Genomic DNA, 19,632 nt, shown 5'->3' on the forward strand with positions numbered 1-19,632 from the left:
GGGGGCCCCTCGGGGCCCCCTTTTTCGTGGCGACCTCCGTGCCGCCCGGCTCGCGGATTCGTCCAGATCTCAGAGCCGATTGATCTCAGAGCCGGTCGATCTCGGTGAGGTCGATGTCGAGGTCGAACGGGACGGTGAGCTTCAACCGGTCGTGGTGGATCCCGGTGAGCCCGTAGGCGCAGGTCGCGGGGTCGAGCTCGTAGACGTGGACGACGGGACCATGCGCGTCGTTCTCGACCCGCCAGTGGTGCCTGATGCCCGCCTCCGCGTACAGCTGCGGCTTGCGCTCGCGGTCGCGCACGAGAGAGTCCGGTGTCACCACTTCGGCGGCGAGCAGCACGTCGGCCGCCTGGTAGGAGGTCTCCTCGCCGTGCGTCGCCTCGGCGCGGACGATGCTCACGTCAGGCTCGGGCCGCTGGGCCGGGCCGAGGATGACGCTCATGTGCCTGCGCACCCTGAGCGTGCCCGGAGCCTGGCGTCGCAGCTCGAACTCCAGGAGCGAGACCGTGCGCATGTGGAGGGACGGCTGTGGTCTCACGAACACCAAGCTTGCGTCAATCAACTCCGTGCGCGCAGGCAGATCCGGAAGGTGATCGAGGTGCTCGGCGGCGAAGCCCTCGGCCGGAGGGAAGACCCAACCGGGTAGCGAGCGAGTCGTCTCCGGTGTCACCGCGTCGGACGCCATGGGCCCACGGTAGGTGATCTACGCCGCTCACGCCCGGAGAACGAGGAGGCAGGGCCGGGCTTTAGGCTTGCCGTCCATGAGGCAGTTGCTGGTGTTCTCCGAACGTGACGACGCCGAAGAGGTGGCCGAGACGCTGGTCGAATGGTTCCCGCGGCTCGGCGGTGTGCCTGCCGTCGTCAGGGAGACGCTCGCGGGGGAGGACGACGCCGAGGACGCGCAGTGGCTCGTCGTCGTCGAAGGGCTCGACGAGGAGCACCTTGCGCGGGTCGACGCGCTGGTGGAGGAACGCGAGGGCTGGCGCGAAAGCGGCTGATCGCCCGCGGTGGTGATGCCTGAGGGGACGCGGAGCGGCTGACCCGAGGGTGCGGGCGACCGGGCGGTCCGCCACGGGCGAAAGCCCTTGAGGGGCGCGCGGGCGATCCGGCAGCGTGAACGGCATGCGTGTAGCCGTACTGTCCGACATCCATGGTGTCCTGCCCGCGCTGGAGGCCGTGCTGGCCGAACCCGACGTTGTGGCGGCGGACCTGCTCGTCCTCACCGGTGACATGGCCGCGGGCCCGCAACCCGTTGCGACGCTCGACCTGCTGGTCTCGCTGGGGGAGCGGGCGCTGTGGGTGAACGGCAACGCGGACCGGGAGCTGGTGGAGGTCGCCCGCGGCAAGCCGAGCGCCTACCCGATCTCGCAGTGGGCCGGCCGGCAGCTGCGCGATGACCAGGTGGAGCTGCTGGCGGGCCTGCCGGACGCGCGCGAACTGGATCTCGGCGCTCTGGGCACGACGCTGTTCGTGCACGCCACGCCCCGGCGTGACGATGAGATGATCCTGGTCGACAGCACGATCGAGCGTTGGGCCGAGGTGCTCGACGCTGTCGGGGCGGACACGGTCGTGCTGGGCAACACGCACATGCCGTTCGTCAGGCTGGTCGACCGCAGGCTGGTGGTCAATCCCGGCTCGGTCGGCATGCCGTACGGCACGGCGGGCGCCCACTGGGCCCTGCTCGACGCGGGAAGCGGCGCCGTCACGCTCCGCCGTACCCTGTTCGACGCACGAGCGGCGGGCGCACGGATCGTCGAGGAGAGCGGCTTCCCCGAGGTCGCCGGATGGGTGGCCGACTACGTCACCGGAATCCACTCCGACGTGGAGGCGCTGCGCGCGTTCGGGAAAGCCGAGGGCAGGCCCGCCTAGCGCCACGCCTTCGCGGCGCGTCCTTTCCGGGCGTGCCCGACGCCCCGGCGGCAGACCATCACGCATGTCCTCGACCGACGGCGTGCCGCCCGGCCGGCGCCCCGGCGGTAGGTCATCTGCGTGCCTTCGACTGGCGATCTGCCGCGCTGCGACTGCCGCCCCGGCGGTTGGTCATGGGGCGTGCCGTCCCATGGCCGGTACCCGATGGCAGGTCGCCAGGCATGCCCTCCTCGAGCGGCGACGTGCCGCCGGGAAGGCCCGGGCGGCATCACTGGGCACGCGCCGGCTGGGGACGTGTCGCTGGGCCGGCCGTAGCGGTGGTACCACCACCGGGCAGGCTGCGTCGGCGGTACCACCGGGTACGCTTCGGGCGGCGGTATCAGCGGGCGTGCTCCAGCGGGGTGGCGTCGCCGGGGCGGCGCGGGCTCAGGTCCGGGCGGCCTGGGGCCGGCAGGGCCGCACGTCGGCGTCAGGCCTGGGAGGTGGCGGCCTCGCGGCGGGCCTTCTCGGCCAGCGCGTGTTCGCTGGTCCTGGCGTCGTAGGTGCGGAAGGACGGCAGCAGCCACGCCAGCAGCGCCACCGAGCCCACGCACAGCAACCCGCCCACCCCCAGGGAGAACCGGGCGCCTCCGGCCTGCGCCATGAGCCCGGCCCTGGCGTTGCCGAGCATCGGGCCGCTGGCGTAGGAGAGCAGCTCGATGCCCGCCAGGCGGCCGCGCAGTTCCTCCGGGATGGTCTGGTTCCACATGGTCATCCGGAAGATGCCGCTGACCATGTCGGCCGCGCCCGCCAGCGCCAGGCAGAGGAAGATCGCCCAGATGTTGGGGATCACCGCCGCGAGCGCGATCGCCGCCCCCCACAGCGCCGCCGCCAGGATCACGCCGAGTCCCTGTCGTTGCACGCGCGCCGCCCAGGCCCCCGTGAGCGAGGCGACGAGCGAGCCGACCGCGCCGGCCGAATACAGCAGGCCGAGCGCCTGGGGAGCGCCGTAGTGGTCGACGATGAACGGGAACAGCGCCGTCGACATGGCGAACACCATCGCGGCGATATCGACCAGATAGGTGCCCATCAGGTCGCGCCTGCCGACGGCGTAGCGGACGCCCTCGACCAGCGAGCTCAGCGAGGCCGGAGCGGCGTCCTCCTTCGGCGGGACGGCCGCGATCCGCCACAGCAGCAGCAGCGAGAGCACGAAGCTGATGGTGTCGACCGCGTAGGCGGTGGCGACGCTGAACGTGGTCACCAGCAGGCCGCCGAGGGCGGGCGCCGTGATGGCGCCGATGTTCCAGCGCAGGCTGGCCAGCACGGCCGCGGAACCCAGCTGGTCGTGCCTGACCACCTGCGGGATCAGCGCCTCCAGACTCGGCCGCTGCAGGCTGGCCAGGCCGGTGGACAGCGCGCCGACCACGTACAGCACCCACACCTGCGGCTCGGGCAGGATCGCGTTGACCATCAGGAGCGCCGAGGTCACCATGAGCCCGACCTCGCCCAGCAGGATGACCTTGCGCCGGTCGAGCGAGTCGGCGATCGCGCCGCCCCACAGCCCGCAGATCACCATGGGCACGAACTCCGCCAGGCTCACCAGGCCGACCGCGACGTAGGAGCCGGTCAGCTCCTTCATCTGGTACGGCACCGCGACCATCGTGATGAACGTGCCGAACATGGTGATGACGCCGGAGGCCATCAGCAGCCGGTAGTCGCGGGATTCGCGCAGCGGACCCAGGTCGATGGCGAAGTGGGCGAGCAGGCGCTTGAGTCGGTCGGACACGAGGGTTCATTGTCTTTCGGGGCCGCGGGTCGGCGCAAAGGATTTTCCACCGCCCGGCAGGACGAAGCGCCGGCGTGCCGGCCCCTCGCGTGATGGCCTCCCACGCGATGGCCCCTTCGCGTGATGACCCCTTCGCGTGACGGCTCCCTCGCGTGATGGCCTCCCAGCCGATGGCTCCTTCGCGTGATGGCCCCACATGATGGGCACCCGCCGGATGGCCCAGTGTGACGGCCTCCGCGTGAGGGCCCGAGCATGACGAAGGCCCCCGGGGTCCGGGGGCCTTCGAGCGGATCGCTCAGCCGGGCACTTTGTCGAGAAAGCCGAGCACCTGGCGGATCCTGCCGTCCTCGGCGAGCTTCACCACGTCGAACCCGACGGCCAGTGCCTCGCCGCCGGCGGGGCCGAGGTGCCAGGTGAAGCGGACCAGGTCGTGGTGGGCGTCGTAAAGCTCGCCGGGGGTGAAGACCAGGCCGGGGAACATCTCCTGGGCTCCGGCGATCACCGCGGCGATGCCCTCGTGGCCGGCCACGTCCGCCATGGGGTCGGTGTAGGTGGCGTCCTCGGTCCAGAGCTCGGCGACGGCCTTGGCGCGGGCCTCGGCGTCGGTCTCGTTCCAGGCGGCCAGGTAGCGCTCGACGATGGTCATGGTGTTCTCGTCCTTTCCTGTCGGTGAGAGGGGCGGGTCGGTGAGGGGGTCAGGCGGCCTTGCGCAGGCCCATGATCTGCAGTTCGGCGAAGCCGGCCACCACGAGGGCCTGGGCGATGGCCCAGATCGCGCCGATGGTGGTGAAGTCCATGAGGCCGGTGACGACGGTGGCGACGCTGCCGAGGGTCCACACGATGTTCAGGGCGATCACGGCCTGGGTGGCGGCCCTGCTGATGGTCGCCCGGCTGGCGAGGAAACCGACCGCCGCGCCGTAGACGAGGAGGAAGACGCCGATTTCGCGCAGGACGCCGGCGTCGGCGCCGAGGAGCGCGCCGACGGGGGCGGCGGCCAGCAGGTAGATCAGCCCGTTGCCGCCGGTGATGATGGCGTCCGCGGCCAGGGCCAGGCGCAGGAACTTGGCGCGGTCGGCGGTGACGGGGATGGTGGTCATCGTGTGCTCCTTCGGAAGGGTGTTTCGTTCCGGTGGTGCAACCGTGTCATCAGGGACATCAAGGCTGCGATTACGCGGGAGGTAACGACGACCGCCTGTGGCGCGCTGACCTGCGACAAAGCAAAAGAAAAACGCTCTTCCACCCACCGAGGGCGCGGATGAGCGCGTCAAGAGGGGTGGAAGAGCGCGGGTCGGGAGGGCGGAAGAGCGCGGGCCCGAGGGGATGAGCGGGCGTCAAGGGGGTCAAAGGGGGTGGAAGGGCGCGGGTCGAGAGGGTGGAAGAGCGCGGTTCCGAGGGGATGCGCGCAGGTCAAGGGGGGTGGAAGGGCACGGGCCGGAGGGATGAGCTCGCGGGGCGAGGGGGGCGGAAGAGCGGGCCTCGGGCCGCTCAGCAGGGCCGGTCAGCGCTCAGTAGGGCCGGTCAGCAGGGGCCGGGCATCAGGGTCGGTCGGGGCCCAGGACCTCCTGCCGCAGCCGGGTCTTGAGGATCTTGCCGCCCGGGTTGCGCGGCAGCTCGCTGTCCCTGAACCAGTAGTGGGCAGGCACCTTGAACCCGGCGATCCGTTCCTGTAGGAACGCCGTCAGCTCCTCGGCCGTGGTGGGGGCCGACAGCCGGACCACCGCGCCCACCTCCTCGCCGAGCTCGTCGTGCGGCACGCCGATCACCGCCGCGTCGTCCACGGACGGGTGCTCGAACAGCGCCGCCTCGACCTCCGCGCAGTACACGTTCTCGCCGCCGCGGATCACCATGTCCTTCGCCCGGTCGACGATGTACACGAAGCCTTCGTCGTCCACCCGCGCCAGGTCGCCGGTGTGCAGCCACCCGTCGACGAAGGTCTCGGCCGTCGCCGCGGGCTTGTTCCAGTAGCCGAGGATGACGTTGGGTCCCCGCAGGCACAGTTCGCCCACCTCGCCGGCGGGCAGCGGCGCGCCCGTGGGGTCGGTGACGCGCACGTCGACGACGGCGGAGGGCAGTCCGATGCTGTCCGGTCTGCGGGTGTAGTCGGCGCCCGCGTTGTTGATCGCCAGGGCCGTGGTCTCCGTCATGCCGTAACCGTTGCTCGGCGCGCGGCCCGGCAGTTCGGCGCTGATGCGCTCCATGAGCTTGGGCGGTGCGGGGGCGCCGCCGTACGAGATGCCGGTGAGGGACGACAGGTCGTACTTGCCCACGTCGGGGTGCGACAGCAGCTGCCAGGCGTTGGTGGGCACGCCGGTCATGCCGGTGATCTGCTCGCGTTCGATGAGCTGCAGCGCCCGCTCGGGGTCCCACTTGTACATGAGCACGAGAGCGCCTCCGGTGAACATGGTGCCCATGAGGACGGCGAAGCAGCCCGTCACGTGGAACAGCGGCACGGTCAGCAGCGTCACGCGCCGCTCACCCGTCAGGCCGGACGGGTCCTTGCCCGCCATGACGACCGCTCTGATCAGCGAGTAGGCGACGGTCATCGGGGCCTGGCCGAGGTTGCGGTGGCTGCCGAGCGCGCCCTTGGGCAGCCCCGTCGTGCCGGAGGTGTAGAAGATGGTGGCCGGGTCCTCGGGCGACAGCTCCACCTCGGGAAGCGTCACGTCCGGCCTGACCTCGCCCATGACCTCGTTCCACGGCCTGCCGTGTCCCGATCCTCTGGTGACGATCAGCGGCACGCCTGTGCCGGCCAGCCGCTCGGCGCGCTCGCCGTCGGCGATCAGCACCTTGGCGCCCGAGTCCGTGACCCCGTAGGCGAGCTCCTGCGCGGTCCACCACGCGTTCAGCGGTACGGCGATCGCCCCCGCGGCGAGCACGGCGGAGAAGGAGACGACCCATTCCGGGTAGTTGCGCATGGCGATCGCGACCCTGTCACCCTTGGCGACGCCGTACTCCTCGGCGAGCCTGCGCGCCAGGGTCGCCGCCTGCCGGTAGTGCTCCTCGTAGCTGATCCGCTCGTCCTCGTAGACGAGGAAGTCCTTCTCGCCCTGGAACCGACTGTTCTCGAGCATCGTGCGGAAGTGTCTGGGTGCGTGTTTCCACGTACGGATCCCGGAGTCGAGCGCCTCGGTTTCGAACAGCTGGCCCGCCGCCGTGAGCTGGGCCTGGACCTGGGTGTGCGTGATGCTCATGGGCAAGAACTCCCGCAGGGTCTGTGAACCGGAGTTTCACAGTACCGACCGGTAGGTACGTGACGCTAGATCCTCAATTCTGAGTGATTATGCACTCTTTGGGTGTTTAGTCCCGTCTCACGATGCGGGCGCGCAGGCCGAGCTTGCTTGCATGTTCATCGACTCACATGCATAATCTTTCTAAGCAAGAGCATGAGTAAGGGTGAATGATTATGCAGCGTGTGGCGATCGCCGGAGCCAGCGGCTATGCCGGAGGTGAGCTCGCGCGCCTGCTGCTCATGCATCCTGAGCTGGAGATCGGCGCGCTGACCGCGGCCACGAGCGCGGGCAGCCCGCTCGGCGCCCACCAGCCGCACCTGCCCCAGCTGGCCGGCCGGATCATTCAGGAAACCACCGCCGAGACCCTCGCCGGCCATGACGTGGTCTTCCTCGCCCTCCCGCACGGCCAGTCCGCCGCGGTCGCCGCCCAGCTCGACGACGACACGGTGGTCGTCGACTGCGGAGCCGACCACCGGCTCGCCGACCCCGCCGCGTGGGCGGAGTTCTACGGCGGAGCCCACGCGGGCACCTGGCCGTACGGCCTGCCCGAGCTTCCCGGCCAGCGCGACCTGCTCAAGGCCGCCCGGCGCATCGCCGTACCCGGCTGCTACCCGACGGCCGTCACCCTGGCCCTCTTCCCGGCCTTCGCGGAAGGGCTCGCCGAGCCCGACGTGGTCGTGGTGGCCGCCACCGGCACCAGCGGCGCCGGCAAGGCGCTCAAGCCGCACCTGCTCGGCAGCGAGGTCATGGGCTCGGTCAGCGCCTACGGCGTCGGCGGCGTCCACCGCCACACGCCCGAGATGGAGCAGAACCTGTCGGCAGTGGCGGGTGTCCCCGTCACCGTCGCCTTCACCCCGATGCTGGCCCCGATGAGCCGCGGCATCCTCGCGACCTGCACGGCCCCCGCCGCCCCCGGCCTCACCACCGCCACGCTGCGCGAGGCCTACGACAGCGCGCTGAAGGACGAGCCGTTCGTCACGCTGCTGCCCGAAGGCACCTGGCCCGCCACCGCGATGACCTACGGCGCCAACACCGCGGCCCTGCAGGTCACGCTGGACGAGCGAGCCGGCCGCGTGGTCGCCGTCATCGCCATCGACAACCTCACCAAGGGCACGGCGGGCGGCGCGATCCAGAGCGTCAACCTCGCCCTCGGCCTACCAGAAGAGCTCGGCCTTCCTCAGAACGGAGTCGCCCCGTGAGCGAGCGTGGCGAGGGAACCATCAAACACTGTGCGTTGACGCTCATGCGTCCGACGAAGGAGGACGCATGAGCGTCACAGCACCCCTCGGGTTCAAGGCCGCGGGCATCACCGCGGGCATCAAGGCCAGCGGTCACCGCGACCTGGCCCTCGTCGTCAACGAGGGGCCCCGCCGCGCCGCGGCGGGCGTCTTCACCGCCAACCGCGTGAAGGCCGCCCCTGTCCTGTGGTCACAGCAGGTCCTGGCCGGCGGCAGGGTGCGCGCGGTCGTCCTCAACTCCGGCGGCGCCAACGCCTGCACGGGTCCCGAGGGCTTCCAGGACACCCACGCCACGGCGGAGAAGGTCGCCGAGGTGCTGGCCGACTCGGCCGGCGAGATCGCGGTGTGCTCCACCGGCCTGATCGGCGAGCGGCTGCCCATGGACCGGCTGCTGGCCGGCGTCGACAGCGCCGCCACCCAGCTCTCCCGCGACGGCGGCCTGGCGGCGGCCGACGCGATCCGCACGACTGACACCGTCTCCAAGATCTCCTTCAAGCGTGGCGACGGCGGCTACATGGTCGGCGGCATGGCCAAGGGCGCCGGCATGCTCGCCCCCGCCCTGGCGACCATGCTGTGCGTCATCACCACCGACGCCGACCTGTCGGCCGAGCAGCTCGACACGGTGCTGCGCAAGGCCACGTCGAAGACCTTCGACCGGCTCGACGCCGACGGCTGCATGTCCACCAACGACACCGTGCTGCTGCTGGCCAGCGGCGCCTCCGGCATCATCCCCGACCTCGACGAGTTCGAGAAGAAGATCACCGAGGTCTGCGCCGACCTGGCGCGGCAGCTGCTGGTCGACGCCGAGGGCGCCTCCAAGGCGATCGCCATCGAGGTCGTCGGCGCGGCCAGCGAGGACGACGCGGTCACCGTCGGCCGTACGGTCTCCCGCTCCAACCTCCTCAAGTGCGCCATCCACGGCGAGGACCCCAACTGGGGCCGCGTCCTGTCGGCGGTCGGCACCACCGACGCGGTCTTCGAGCCCGACCGGATCAACGTGGCCATCAACGGCATCTGGATCTGCAGGGGCGGCGCCGTCGGCGACGACCGCGCCAAGGTCGACATGCGTCCCCGCGACGTCACCATCACCATCGACCTGTCGGCAGGACCGCACTCGGCGACCATCCACACGACGGACCTGACCGCCGCCTACGTCCACGAGAACTCGGCGTACAGCTCATGAGGGCCAACGGAGCGCTCGCCAAGGCGAGCACGCTGATCGAGGCGCTGCCCTGGCTGGCCAGGTTCAGCGGCGCCACCGTCGTCATCAAGTACGGCGGCAACGCCATGACCGAGGACTCCCTCAAGGAGGGCTTCGCCGAGGACATCGTCTTCCTGCGCTACGCGGGCCTCAAGCCCGTCGTCGTGCACGGCGGAGGGCCGCAGATCAACGCCCAGCTCGACCGGTTGGGCATCGAGTCGACGTTCACCGCGGGGCTTCGGGTCACCACGCCCGAGGCCATGCAGGTCGTCAGGATGGTCCTGGTCGGCCAGGTCAACCGCGACGTCGTCGGCCTGATCAACCGGCACGGCCCGTTCGCCGTCGGCATGTCAGGCGAGGACGCCCACCTGTTCACCGCCGAGCGCAAGCACGCCGTCGTCGACGGCGAGCCGGTCGACATCGGCCAGGTCGGCGAGATCGTCAGGGTCGAGCCGGGCGCGGTCCGGGCGATGCTCGACGACGGCCGCATCCCCGTCGTCTCCAGCGTCGCCCGCGGCGACGACGGGGAGATCTACAACGTCAACGCCGACACCGCCGCCGCCGCGCTGGCCGTCGCGCTCGACGCGCAGAAGCTGATCGTGCTCACCGACGTCGAGGGCCTGTACGCCAACTGGCCCGAGGACACCGACGTGATCGACCGGCTCAAGGCGGTCGAGCTGGCCGAGATGCTGCCGACGCTATCCAGCGGCATGGTGCCCAAGATGGAGGCCTGCCTGACGGCCGTGCAGGGCGGCGTGCCGCAGGCGCACGTCCTCGACGGCCGCGTGCCCCACTCCCTGCTGCTCGAGATCTTCACCGACCACGGAATCGGAACCATGGTGATGCCCTGATGAACCTGTATCAGAGGTTCGAGAACGCCTTCATGCCGAACTACGGCGTCCCGCCGCTGGCTCTGGCCCGAGGCGAGGGCACCACCGTGTGGGACGTCGACGGCCGGCCGTACCTCGACTTCATCGGCGGGATCGCGGTCGACTCGCTCGGCCACGCCCACCCCGCGCTGGTGGAGGCGGTCTCCCGGCAGGTGGCCACCATCGCCCACACCAGCAACCTGTTCCTGCACGAGCCCGAGGTGCTGCTCGCCGAGAAGCTGCTGGAGCTGCTGAAGGAGCCCGCCAGGATCTTCTTCGCCAACTCCGGCACCGAGGCGAACGAGGCCGCCTACAAGCTGTCAGTCAAGTACGGCAAGGCCACCGGCCGCTCCTACTTCGTCGCCACCGAGAACGGCTTCCACGGCCGCACCATGGGCGCCCTGTCGCTGACCGGCAAGAAGGCCATCCGCGACCAGTTCGGCCCGTTCCCCGTCGAGGTCCGCTTCGTACCGTACGGCGACGCCGACGCGCTCGCCCAGGCCGTCACCGAGGACTGCATCGCCGTCTTCCTCGAGCCCACGCAGGGCGAGGCGGGCGTCGTGCCGCCGCCGGACGGCTACCTCAAGGCCGCCCGCGAGATCTGCACCGCGGCGGGGGCACTGCTGGTCGCCGACGAGATCCAGTCGGCCATCGGCCGGACGGGACACTGGTTCGCCCACCAGGCCGACGGCGTCGTGCCCGACATCCTCACCCTGGCCAAGGGCCTGGGCGGCGGGCTGCCGATCGGCGCGTGCGTGGGCTTCGGCTTCGCCGGCACGCTGTTTGAGAAGGGCGATCACGGCTCGACGTTCGGCGGCAACCCGGTCTCCTGCGCCGCCGCGCTGGCCGTCCTGGACAACGTCGACCTCGACCACGTCAACCGGGCCGCCGACCTGCTGTGGTCGGGCCTGGAGGAGGTGCGGCACCCGCTGCTGAAGGGCGTGCGCGGCCGCGGCCTCTGGCTGGCACTGGTGCTCCACCAGCCGGTCTCCGGCAAGGTGCAGCAGGCCGCGCAGAACGCCGGATTCCTGGTCAACGCCCTGCAGCCCGACGCGGTACGGCTCGCCCCTCCGCTGGTGGTGACGGCCGAGGAGATCCGCTCCTTCGTCGCCGCCCTCCCCTCCATCCTCGAAGAGGCCTCCCGTGACTAGACCACCCGTCCGGCACTTCCTGAAGGACGACGACCTTTCGCCCGCCGAGCAGGCCGAGGTGCTCGACCTGGCCGCGGCGATGAAGAAGGACCCGTACGGCTACCGCCCCTTCGCGGGCCCCAGGACCGTCGCGGTCCTGTTCGACAAGCCGTCCACCAGGACGCGTGTCTCCTTCGCCGTCGGCATCGGCGAGCTGGGCGGCCTCCCCATGATCATCGACGGCGGCACGTCCCAGATGGGCCGCGGCGAGCCGATCGAGGACACCGCCAGGGTGCTGGAGCGCCAGGTGGCCGCCATCGTGTGGCGGACCGGCGCCCAGCAGCGCATCGACGCCATGGCCGCGGCCTCGGGCGTGCCCGTGGTCAACGCCCTGACCGACGAGTACCACCCCTGCCAGATCCTCGCCGACCTGCAGACCGTCAGGGAGCGTTTCGGCAGGACCGAGGGGCTGACGCTGGCCTACTTCGGCGACGGCGCCAACAACATGGCCCACTCCTACCTGCTCGGCGGCGCCACCGCCGGCATGCACGTGCGGATCGCCGCGCCGTCCGGCTTCCAGCCCGATCCCGCGATCCTGGCCAGGGCCGCGGAGATCGCGGAACAGACCGGCGGCACCGTCGCCGTCCACCAGGACCCGGTGGTCGCCGCGCACGGCGCCGACGTCGTCGCCACCGACACCTGGGTGTCCATGGGGCAGGACGGCAAGGAGGAGCGCGTCGCGGTGCTCATGCCGTACCAGGTGAACTCCGCGCTGCTGGCCCACGCCGCGCCCGAGGCCGTCGTGCTGCACTGCCTGCCCGCCTACCGCGGCTACGAGATCAGCGCCGAGGTGCTCGACGGCCCCCGCAGCGTGGTGTGGGACCAGGCGGAGAACCGCCGCCACGCGCAGAAGGCGCTCCTGCAGTGGCTGGTGACGGCACCGGCGAAGGAGTCCCGATGACCATCCCCATGACCAAGGTGGCGCGACAGGCCAAGATCACCGAGCTGCTGCAGCGCCAGGCCGTGCGCTCCCAGCCGGAGCTGGCCAAGCTGCTCGCCGAGAGCGGGGTCGAGGTCACCCAGGCCACGCTCTCCCGCGACCTGGACGAGCTCGGCGCCCTCAAGCTGCGCGCGGAGGACGGCTCGCTGGTCTACGCCCTTCCCGGCGAGGGCGGCGGGCGCATCCCGCTGGCCCGCCTCGGCACCGGCGAGTCGCCCGCCGCCAGGCTCAACCGCATCGCCGAGGAACTGCTCGTCTCCGCCGAGGCCTCGGCCAACCTCGTCATCGTCAGGACACCGCCCGGCGCCGCCCAGTTCCTCGCCTCCGCCATCGACCACGCCGACTGGGAGTCCATCCTCGGCACCGTGGCAGGAGACGACACCATCCTGGTCATCAGCCGTGACCCGCAGGGGGGCCAGGCGCTCGCGGGCAGCCTGCTCAACATCGCCAACCGCAAAGGACCATGATCATGTCTGAGAGAGTCGTGCTCGCCTTCTCCGGAGGGCTGGATACCTCCGTCGCCATTCCGTTCCTGGCCGAGAAAATGGACGCCGAGGTCATCGCCGTGGCCGTCGACCTCGGTCAGGGCGGCGAGGACATGGACGTGATCCAGAAACGCGCCCTCGACTGCGGCGCCGTCGAGTCCGTGGTGATCGACGCCAAGGACGAGTTCGCGGCCGACTTCTGCGTCCCCGCGCTGCAGGCCAACGCGCTCTACATGGACCGCTACCCGCTGCTGTCGTCGCTGTCGCGCCCGCTGATCGTCAAGCACCTGGTGTCGGCGGCCAAGCAGTTCGGCGGCACCACGGTCTCCCACGGTTGCACCGGCAAGGGCAACGACCAGGTCCGCTTCGAGGCGGGCCTGGCCGCGCTGGCCCCCGACCTCAAGGTCGTCGCGCCCGCCCGCGACTTCGCCTGGACCCGTGACAAGGCCATCGCCTTCGCCGAGGAGAAGGGCCTGCCGATCGAGACCACCAAGAAGAACCCCTACTCGATCGACCAGAACCTGTGGGGCAGGGCCATCGAGACCGGCTACCTCGAGGACATCTGGAACGGTCCCACCGAGGACATCTACGCCTACACCGCCGACCCGGCCGAGCCGCGCGAGGCCGACGAGGTTGTCATCACCTTCGAGCGCGGCGTGCCGGTCGCCCTCGACGGGCGGCTGCTCACGCCGTTCCAGATCGTCGACGAGCTGAACAGGCGGGCCGGCGCGCAGGGCGTCGGCAGGATCGACATGGTCGAGGACAGGCTCGTCGGCATCAAGTCGCGCGAGGTCTACGAGGCGCCCGGCGCCATCGCGCTCATCACCGCGCACATGGAGCTGGAGAACGTCACCGTCGAACGCGACCTGGCCCGCTTCAAGCGCGGCGTCGACCAGCGCTGGAGCGAGCTCGTCTACGACGGCCTGTGGTTCTCGCCGCTCAAGCACGCCCTCGACGCGCTCATCGCCGAGGCGCAGAAGTACGTCAGCGGCGACATCAGGATGACGTTGCACGGCGGCCGCGCGGTCGTCACGGGCCGGCGCTCGGAGCAGTCGCTGTACGACTTCTCGCTGGCCACCTACGACACCGGCGACACCTTCGACCAGTCGCTCGCCAAGGGATTCGTCCAGCTGTGGAGCCTGCCGTCCAAGATCGCTGCAGCCCGTGACGTGAAGCATGGCTAGGATCGCGTGGGACTTCGCGGAGAAGACGGAGGGTATGACGGTGAGTGATGGCAAGCCGATGAGGCTGTGGGGCGGGCGCTTCGAGTCGGGCCCCGCCGACGCGCTGGCTCGGCTGTCGGTGAGCGTGCACTTCGACTGGCGGCTGGTGCCGTACGACCTGATGGCCTCGCGGGCGCACGCCCGCGTGCTGAACAGGGCGGACCTGCTGACGGACGACGAGCTCGAGCGCATGATCGGCGCGCTCGATGACCTGGAGCGCGCCTGCAAGAACGGTGAGTTCCGGCCGACGGTCGCCGACGAGGACGTGCACACCGCGCTGGAGCGGGGGCTGCTGGAGCGGCTCGGCGCCCTCGGCGGCAAGCTGCGCGCCGGGCGCAGCCGCAACGACCAGATCGCCACCGACCTGCGGCTCTACCTCCGCGACCACGTCCGCACCATCGTCTCCAGGCTGGTGGAGCTGGAGACGGCGCTGCTGGCCCAGGCCGCCGACCACGCCGACACGGCGGCGCCCGGCATGACCCACCTGCAGCACGCCCAGCCGGTCTCCTTCGGCCACCAGCTGCTGGCGCACGTGCACGCCTTCGCACGCGACATCGACCGCCTGATCGACTGGGACAAGCGGGCCGCGGTCTCGCCGCTGGGCTCCGGCGCGCTGGCCGGCTCGTCGCTGCCGCTCGACCCCGTCGTCGTCGCCGCCGAGCTCGGCTTCGACGCCGCCGCGCCGAACTCGATGGACGCCGTCGCCGACCGCGACTTCGCCGCCGAGTTCCTGTTCGACGCCGCGATGATCGGCGTCCACCTGTCGCGGCTCGGCGAGGAGATCGTCCTGTGGGCCTCGCAGGAGTTCCGCTGGATCGAGATGGACGACGCCTACTCGACCGGCTCGTCGATCATGCCGCAGAAGAAGAACCCGGACGTGGCCGAGCTCGCCCGCGGCAAGTCCGGCCGCCTCATCGGCAACCTCATGACGCTGCTGACCGTGCTCAAGGGCCTGCCGCTCACCTACAACCGCGACCTGCAGGAGGACAAGGAGCCGGTCTTCGACACCGTCGACACGCTGCTCGTCGTGCTGCCCGCGGTGGCCGGGCTGGTCTCCACCATGCGCGTCAACACCGCCCGCATGTCGGCGACCGCCTCCGACGGCTTCGCCCTGGCCACCGACCTGGCCGAGCTGCTGGTCCGCAAGGGCGTGCCCTTCCGCGAGGCGCACGAGGCCGTCGGCCACCTGGTCGTCTACTGCCAGGTCAACGAAGTCGACCTCGGCGACGTGAGCGACGAGGACCTGGCCAAGGTGTCGCCGCACCTGACGCCGGACGTCCGCGACGTCCTCAACGTGCCGGGCGCCCTGGCCGCGCGCAAGGCGCACGGCGGCACGGCCCCCGACAGGGTCCGCGACCAGATCGCCGCCCTGCGCGAGACCGTCGACGTGCAGGCGGCATGGGCGTCCAACGTCTGACCAGGGACTTCTTCGACCGCCCCGCCCACGAGGTCGCACCCGACCTGCTCGGGTGCGTCCTCGTGCACGGCGACGTCGGCGTCCGGCTGACCGAGGTCGAGGCGTACGGCCTGCCGGGGGAGGACCCCGCCTCCCACACCTACCGCGGGCAGACCCCGCGCAACGCGGTCATGTTCGGCCCGCCCGGCCACCTGTACGTCTACTTCACCTACGGCATGCACTACTGCGCCAACCTCGTCTGCCTGCCCGAGGGACACGGCTCGGCGGTGCTGCTGCGCGCCGGCGAGATCGTGACCGGCCTGCCCCTGGCCCGCGCCCGCCGGCCCGCCGCCAAGGACCGCGACCTCGCGCGCGGCCCCGCCAGGCTGGCGACCGCGCTCGGCCTCGGCAGGGCCGACAACGGGCTTGACATGATCGGCCGGGTGCTCGAAGGGGAGCCGGCTCCGGCGATCTGCTCAGGACCCAGGACGGGAATCTCCAGCGCCGCCGACACGCCGTGGCGGTTCTGGATCGAGGGGGAGCCGACCGTCTCGCCGTACCGGGCTCACACGCCGCGGCGGCGCAACAACGCCGCGACCTCCGTGCAGGAGGCGCCGCCGAGCTCGTAGCCGCTCAGCAGGTGCAGGTGGTCGCCGGTGTCGATCTCGAGCATCTCGCTGCGCAGCCCGAACCTCGTGCGCACGTCGACGCGCACGTCCTCGATCTGGTCCCAGGGGACGTGCCGTCTGCCGGCGAAGCCGTGCACGACCGTGATGCCGCTCTCGTCGGCGGCCAGCCGTACGGGGGCGATCACGTCCCTGGCCGCCATCGCGCCGACCAGCAAGGTCGCGGGGACGGCCAGGACGACGCCGCGCACGTCGCCGCCGAGGTACCAGTAGACGCCGAGCCCGGCACAGGCCAGAGCCCCTAGGATCTTGAGAACGGCCAGCTCGCGACGGACCTTCCACATGGACACCGAGCGTATCCAAGTGGCGAGGATGCGTGTGTATCGGGCAGGCTAGTCCCCGTCAACCACTACATGTTGGGAAAGCCGGAATCGTGACCGACATCCTCGACGACCTCGCGTGGCGAGGCCTGATCGCGCAGTCCACCGACCTCGACGCCCTCAGGGCGTCCATGGCCAAGGGGCCGATCACGGTCTATTGCGGCTTCGACCCGACCGCGGCCTCGCTGCACGTCGGCCACTTCGTGCCGCTGCTGACGCTGCGCCGCTTCCAGCTGGCCGGCCACCGGCCCATCGGCCTGGTCGGTGGCGCCACCGGGCTGATCGGCGACCCCAGCGGACGCAACTCCGAGCGCGCGCTCAACTCCAGTGACGTCGTCGCCGGATGGGTGGAGCGGCTGCGCGGCCAGGTGGGGCGTTTCATCGACTTCGAGATCCAGCCCAACCCCGCGCTCATGGTCAGCAACCTCGACTGGACCGCCGAGCTGTCCGCGATCGACTTCCTGCGCGACATCGGCAAGCACTTCCCCGTCAACCGCATGCTGGCCCGCGAGTCGGTCTCGGCGCGCCTGGCCGGTGAGGGACTCAGCTACACCGAGTTCAGCTACCAGATCCTGCAGTCGAACGACTTCCTGGAGCTGTACCGCAGGCACGGCTGCACGCTGCAGATCGGCGGCAGCGACCAGTGGGGCAACATCACCGCGGGCGTCGACCTGGTTCGCCGCGTCGAGGGCGGGCACGTCCACGCGCTCACCCTGCCACTGATCACCAAGGCCGACGGCACCAAGTTCGGCAAGACGGCGGGCGGCGCGCTGTGGCTCGACCCGGCCATGACCTCGCCCTACGCCTTCTACCAGTACTTCCTCAACTCTGACGACCGCGACGTGATCCACTACCTCAAGGTGTTCACCTTCCGCAGCCGCGAGGAGATCGAGGAACTGGAGAAGGCCGTCGCCGAGCGGCCCTTCGCCCGCGAGGCGCAGCGAGCCCTGGCCGAGGAGCTCACCGAGCTGCTGCACGGCAAGGCCGAGCTCGACGCCGTGGTCGCCGCCTCCAAGGCGTTGTTCGGGCAGGGCACGCTCGAGGACCTGCCGGCCGCGACGCTGGAGGCGGCGCTGGCGGAGGTCCCGCTGGCCAGGGTCGCCACGCTGGGCCCGACCCTCGCCGACCTCATGGCCGAAAGTGGCCTGGTCGAGTCGAAGTCGGCGGCCCGGCGTGCGATCAAGGAGGGCGGGGCGTACCTCAACAACGTCAAGATCACCGATGAGGCGTTCACGCCCGGCGCGGACGACCTGATCCAGGGACGGTTCCTCGTCCTGCGCCGCGGCAAGAAGTCGATCGGCGGCGTCATCGTCGGCTGACCCGCCCGACCGCCGGCGGGCCTGTCCTCAGGGCAGGCCCGCCTTTCGCGTGTAGAGGGAGACCGTCAGGCCGGGGATGTCGGCCGAGTGCCAGGCCTGGGCCCGGTCGAAGCCCGCCTGCCGTACCTTCTCGATCGCCGGCAGGTCGGCGTCCTTCGCGCCGCGCCACACCAGCCAGACCCTGTCGCGGCCCGCGAGTGCGGCGGCGACGTCCGCCTTCTCGGGGTAGGCGAAACTGTCGGCGGCCGGCGCCGTGCTCTCCCGCAGCACGTCGTCCGGCATGACAGCCGCGGCGTAGTAGTCGAAGCCGGTGCGCAGCGAGCTCTGGCCGTACACGATCGCGTCACCGGGCTCGAGCTTCATCCGCCGGATCGCCCACGGCACATCCTCGAAGCGGCCGTTCGGCTCCCTGATCTCCCCGTGCTGCGGTACGGCCAGCGCGCTCGCGGCGACCGTGAGGGCCACGGCGGCCGGTACGGCGAAGCGGGGCAGTTCGGCCACCGCGATCGCCGCCAGCAGCGCGAGCGCGGGAGCGGTGACGAAGAGATAGCGGTCCACGTACACGGGTGTCACCAGGTGGGAGACCGCCAGCAGCAGCACGGGCGGGAGCAGCAGCCAGCCGGACAGCGCCAGGCCCCACCGGGTGTCCCTCCTGATCATGAGGATGGCACCGGCGAGCGCGACCGCGAACAGCAGCAGGCCGATCCCGCTCGCCCCCGCCGCCATCTTGGGGAACTTCAGCAGCACCTCGGGGCCACGCTGGGGGATCCAGCTGATCGCGTGGCGCTCGCCGTACCCGATGAGACCCAGCACGGCCGCGGGGACGAACCCGGCCGCCATGGCCAGGACCATGCCCCAGGTGCCCTTGGCGCTCGCGGTGACTCCGACGCTCCTGGCGCTCGCGGTACCCCTGCGGAGCAGGGCGAGGTGCGCGGGGAGGACCAGGACGGCGAACAGGTGCGTGCAGCCGACGAAGGCCACGGACACCGCGTACCGCACCCATCGGGCACGGTGCAGGCACCAGAAGGAGATCGTGACCGCCGCGGCGGCGAAGGCGTAGGACCTGGCGAAGGCGCCGTAGTAGGAGACCGAGGGAAGCACGGCGAACAGCGCCGCGGCCGTCAGGCCCGCAGTCGTCCCGTGCAGGCGCCGGCCGAGGCAGACCAGGAAGGCGGCGGCCACGCCGATGGCCACGGCCGACGGCAGCCGCAGCCAGAGCTCCGCCTCGCCGAACGCCGTCCAGAAGTGCATGAACACGTAGTAGGGCAGGAAGTGGCCGTCGATGTGCTGCGCGAGCTCCCACATGCCGGAGATGTCGCGCCTGGCCGCGCTGAGGGTGGCCAGCTCGTCCCCGTTGAGGGTCGCGCCGCCCGACCCGGTGAGCGCGACGGCGCAGGCCACGACGCCCGCCACGACGGCGAGCCAGGGAGGGGTACGGGGGAGGGCGCGTGTCGGGCTCTCGGGTGCGGCGATCGTGGCGGTCACCTAGTGGAGGATAGGGGCAGAGATCGACATGCCGGACGCAGATTTGACGTGAGGGCGATCCCGACCTAATCTCGTCTGTGCCCCGGGAGCGAGCCGGACGCCGCATGACGGCGGACGGGCCCCGAGGGGCCACTCCTTCTCCAACACAGCCACCACTTGGTACGGCGTCGCATCATCCGAAAAACCGGGTGATTGGACAACGGCCAAATGTCACGGTAGGTTGAGAGGGTTGCCCCGGAAGCGGGGTGGTCGAGATTGTAGCTGGTTCGCCCGGTTTGACAGCAAGTCGGACGAAACGGTAAAATTAAGACACAACGAACAAAGCGAGTGCGGCCGGGTGGTTGACGGTGAACGCGTCCGTTTCTTGAGAACTCAACAGTGTGTTAAAAGCCAGTGCATGAAAATATCATGCAACA

19 protein-coding genes are annotated in these 19,632 nt (G+C 70.7%); 12 read left to right on the plus strand and 7 right to left on the minus strand.

Features of this window, described 5'->3' with window-relative positions; genetic code table 11:
- Window positions 1-85: 85 nt before the first annotated feature.
- On the minus strand, window positions 86-685 hold the full coding sequence (locus ACWDLG_RS30350) for a Uma2 family endonuclease (RefSeq protein ID WP_449926394.1): 600 nt from the start codon (window positions 683-685) through the stop codon (window positions 86-88).
- 76 nt (window positions 686-761) lie between these two features.
- Here ACWDLG_RS30350 and ACWDLG_RS30355 point away from each other — a divergent pair, with 76 nt between their 5' ends.
- Together ACWDLG_RS30355 and ACWDLG_RS30360 are read left to right on the plus strand one after the other, a co-directional pair.
- Window positions 762-998, plus strand: coding sequence for a hypothetical protein (locus ACWDLG_RS30355; protein WP_449926397.1), 237 nt, complete (start codon window positions 762-764; stop codon window positions 996-998).
- 124 nt (window positions 999-1,122) lie between these two features.
- A complete protein-coding gene (locus ACWDLG_RS30360) occupies window positions 1,123-1,869 on the plus strand; it encodes a metallophosphoesterase family protein (RefSeq protein ID WP_449926400.1) in 747 nt (248 codons plus the stop codon).
- Between the two features lie 469 nt (window positions 1,870-2,338).
- Here ACWDLG_RS30360 and ACWDLG_RS30365 read toward each other — a convergent pair whose 3' ends face one another.
- The 4 genes from ACWDLG_RS30365 to ACWDLG_RS30380 form a co-directional block, all read right to left on the minus strand.
- Complete coding sequence (locus ACWDLG_RS30365) at window positions 2,339-3,634, minus strand: MFS transporter (protein WP_449926403.1); 1,296 nt, start codon at window positions 3,632-3,634, stop codon at window positions 2,339-2,341.
- A 295-nt stretch (window positions 3,635-3,929) separates the two neighbouring features.
- Window positions 3,930-4,280: a nuclear transport factor 2 family protein gene (locus ACWDLG_RS30370; protein ID WP_449926406.1), complete on the minus strand. Its 351-nt coding sequence runs from the start codon at window positions 4,278-4,280 to the stop codon at window positions 3,930-3,932.
- Window positions 4,281-4,329: 49 nt separating this feature from the next.
- Window positions 4,330-4,731 carry a hypothetical protein gene (locus ACWDLG_RS30375; RefSeq protein WP_354912050.1) on the minus strand — a complete coding sequence of 134 codons (402 nt, stop codon included), beginning with the start codon at window positions 4,729-4,731 and terminating at the stop codon, window positions 4,330-4,332.
- Between the two features lie 438 nt (window positions 4,732-5,169).
- Window positions 5,170-6,825, minus strand: coding sequence for a class I adenylate-forming enzyme family protein (locus ACWDLG_RS30380; RefSeq protein ID WP_449926409.1), 1,656 nt, complete (start codon window positions 6,823-6,825; stop codon window positions 5,170-5,172).
- Between the two features lie 212 nt (window positions 6,826-7,037).
- On the opposite strand from ACWDLG_RS30380, the gene argC reads away from it, so the two are divergent.
- The 9 genes from argC to ACWDLG_RS30425 all read left to right on the plus strand — a co-directional run bounded on the left by argC (window position 7,038) and on the right by ACWDLG_RS30425 (window position 16,035).
- Entirely contained in the window at window positions 7,038-8,063 is a 1,026-nt protein-coding gene (argC, locus tag ACWDLG_RS30385; RefSeq protein ID WP_354912045.1) for an N-acetyl-gamma-glutamyl-phosphate reductase, read from the plus strand.
- A 67-nt stretch (window positions 8,064-8,130) separates the two neighbouring features.
- Window positions 8,131-9,285: a bifunctional glutamate N-acetyltransferase/amino-acid acetyltransferase ArgJ gene (argJ, locus tag ACWDLG_RS30390; protein WP_354912042.1), complete on the plus strand. Its 1,155-nt coding sequence runs from the start codon at window positions 8,131-8,133 to the stop codon at window positions 9,283-9,285.
- Window positions 9,282-10,154: an acetylglutamate kinase gene (argB, locus tag ACWDLG_RS30395; RefSeq protein WP_449926413.1), complete on the plus strand. Its 873-nt coding sequence runs from the start codon at window positions 9,282-9,284 to the stop codon at window positions 10,152-10,154. Before argJ ends, argB begins: the two co-directional genes overlap by 4 nt.
- Complete coding sequence (locus tag ACWDLG_RS30400; protein ID WP_449926416.1) at window positions 10,154-11,323, plus strand: acetylornithine transaminase; 1,170 nt, start codon at window positions 10,154-10,156, stop codon at window positions 11,321-11,323. The genes argB and ACWDLG_RS30400 overlap by 1 nt, the downstream gene beginning before the upstream one ends.
- Window positions 11,316-12,263, plus strand: coding sequence for an ornithine carbamoyltransferase (gene argF, locus ACWDLG_RS30405; RefSeq protein ID WP_449926419.1), 948 nt, complete (start codon window positions 11,316-11,318; stop codon window positions 12,261-12,263). Before ACWDLG_RS30400 ends, argF begins: the two co-directional genes overlap by 8 nt.
- Window positions 12,260-12,769, plus strand: a complete 510-nt coding sequence (locus tag ACWDLG_RS30410; protein ID WP_354912034.1) for an arginine repressor — start codon at window positions 12,260-12,262, stop codon at window positions 12,767-12,769. Before argF ends, ACWDLG_RS30410 begins: the two co-directional genes overlap by 4 nt.
- Window positions 12,770-12,771: 2 nt before the next feature.
- Window positions 12,772-13,971: an argininosuccinate synthase gene (locus tag ACWDLG_RS30415; protein ID WP_449926422.1), complete on the plus strand. Its 1,200-nt coding sequence runs from the start codon at window positions 12,772-12,774 to the stop codon at window positions 13,969-13,971.
- Window positions 13,972-14,005: 34 nt separating this feature from the next.
- The gene (gene argH, locus ACWDLG_RS30420; RefSeq protein WP_449926425.1) at window positions 14,006-15,427 is read left to right on the plus strand and encodes an argininosuccinate lyase; all 1,422 of its coding nucleotides are present in this window, start codon (window positions 14,006-14,008) and stop codon (window positions 15,425-15,427) included.
- Window positions 15,409-16,035: a DNA-3-methyladenine glycosylase gene (locus tag ACWDLG_RS30425; protein ID WP_449926428.1), complete on the plus strand. Its 627-nt coding sequence runs from the start codon at window positions 15,409-15,411 to the stop codon at window positions 16,033-16,035. Before argH ends, ACWDLG_RS30425 begins: the two co-directional genes overlap by 19 nt.
- On the opposite strand, the gene ACWDLG_RS30430 is transcribed toward ACWDLG_RS30425, so the two are convergent.
- Entirely contained in the window at window positions 15,972-16,376 is a 405-nt protein-coding gene (locus ACWDLG_RS30430; protein WP_354912023.1) for a PH domain-containing protein, read from the minus strand. The genes ACWDLG_RS30425 and ACWDLG_RS30430 overlap by 64 nt on opposite strands.
- An 89-nt stretch (window positions 16,377-16,465) precedes the next feature.
- Here ACWDLG_RS30430 and tyrS point away from each other — a divergent pair, with 89 nt between their 5' ends.
- The gene (gene tyrS, locus ACWDLG_RS30435; RefSeq protein ID WP_354912021.1) at window positions 16,466-17,731 is read left to right on the plus strand and encodes a tyrosine--tRNA ligase; all 1,266 of its coding nucleotides are present in this window, start codon (window positions 16,466-16,468) and stop codon (window positions 17,729-17,731) included.
- Window positions 17,732-17,758: 27 nt separating this feature from the next.
- On the opposite strand, the gene ACWDLG_RS30440 is transcribed toward tyrS, so the two are convergent.
- Window positions 17,759-19,216, minus strand: coding sequence for a glycosyltransferase family 39 protein (locus ACWDLG_RS30440; protein WP_449926433.1), 1,458 nt, complete (start codon window positions 19,214-19,216; stop codon window positions 17,759-17,761).
- Window positions 19,217-19,632: the final 416 nt, after the last annotated feature.

The sequence above is a fragment of the Nonomuraea sp. NPDC003727 genome, assembly GCF_053586935.1.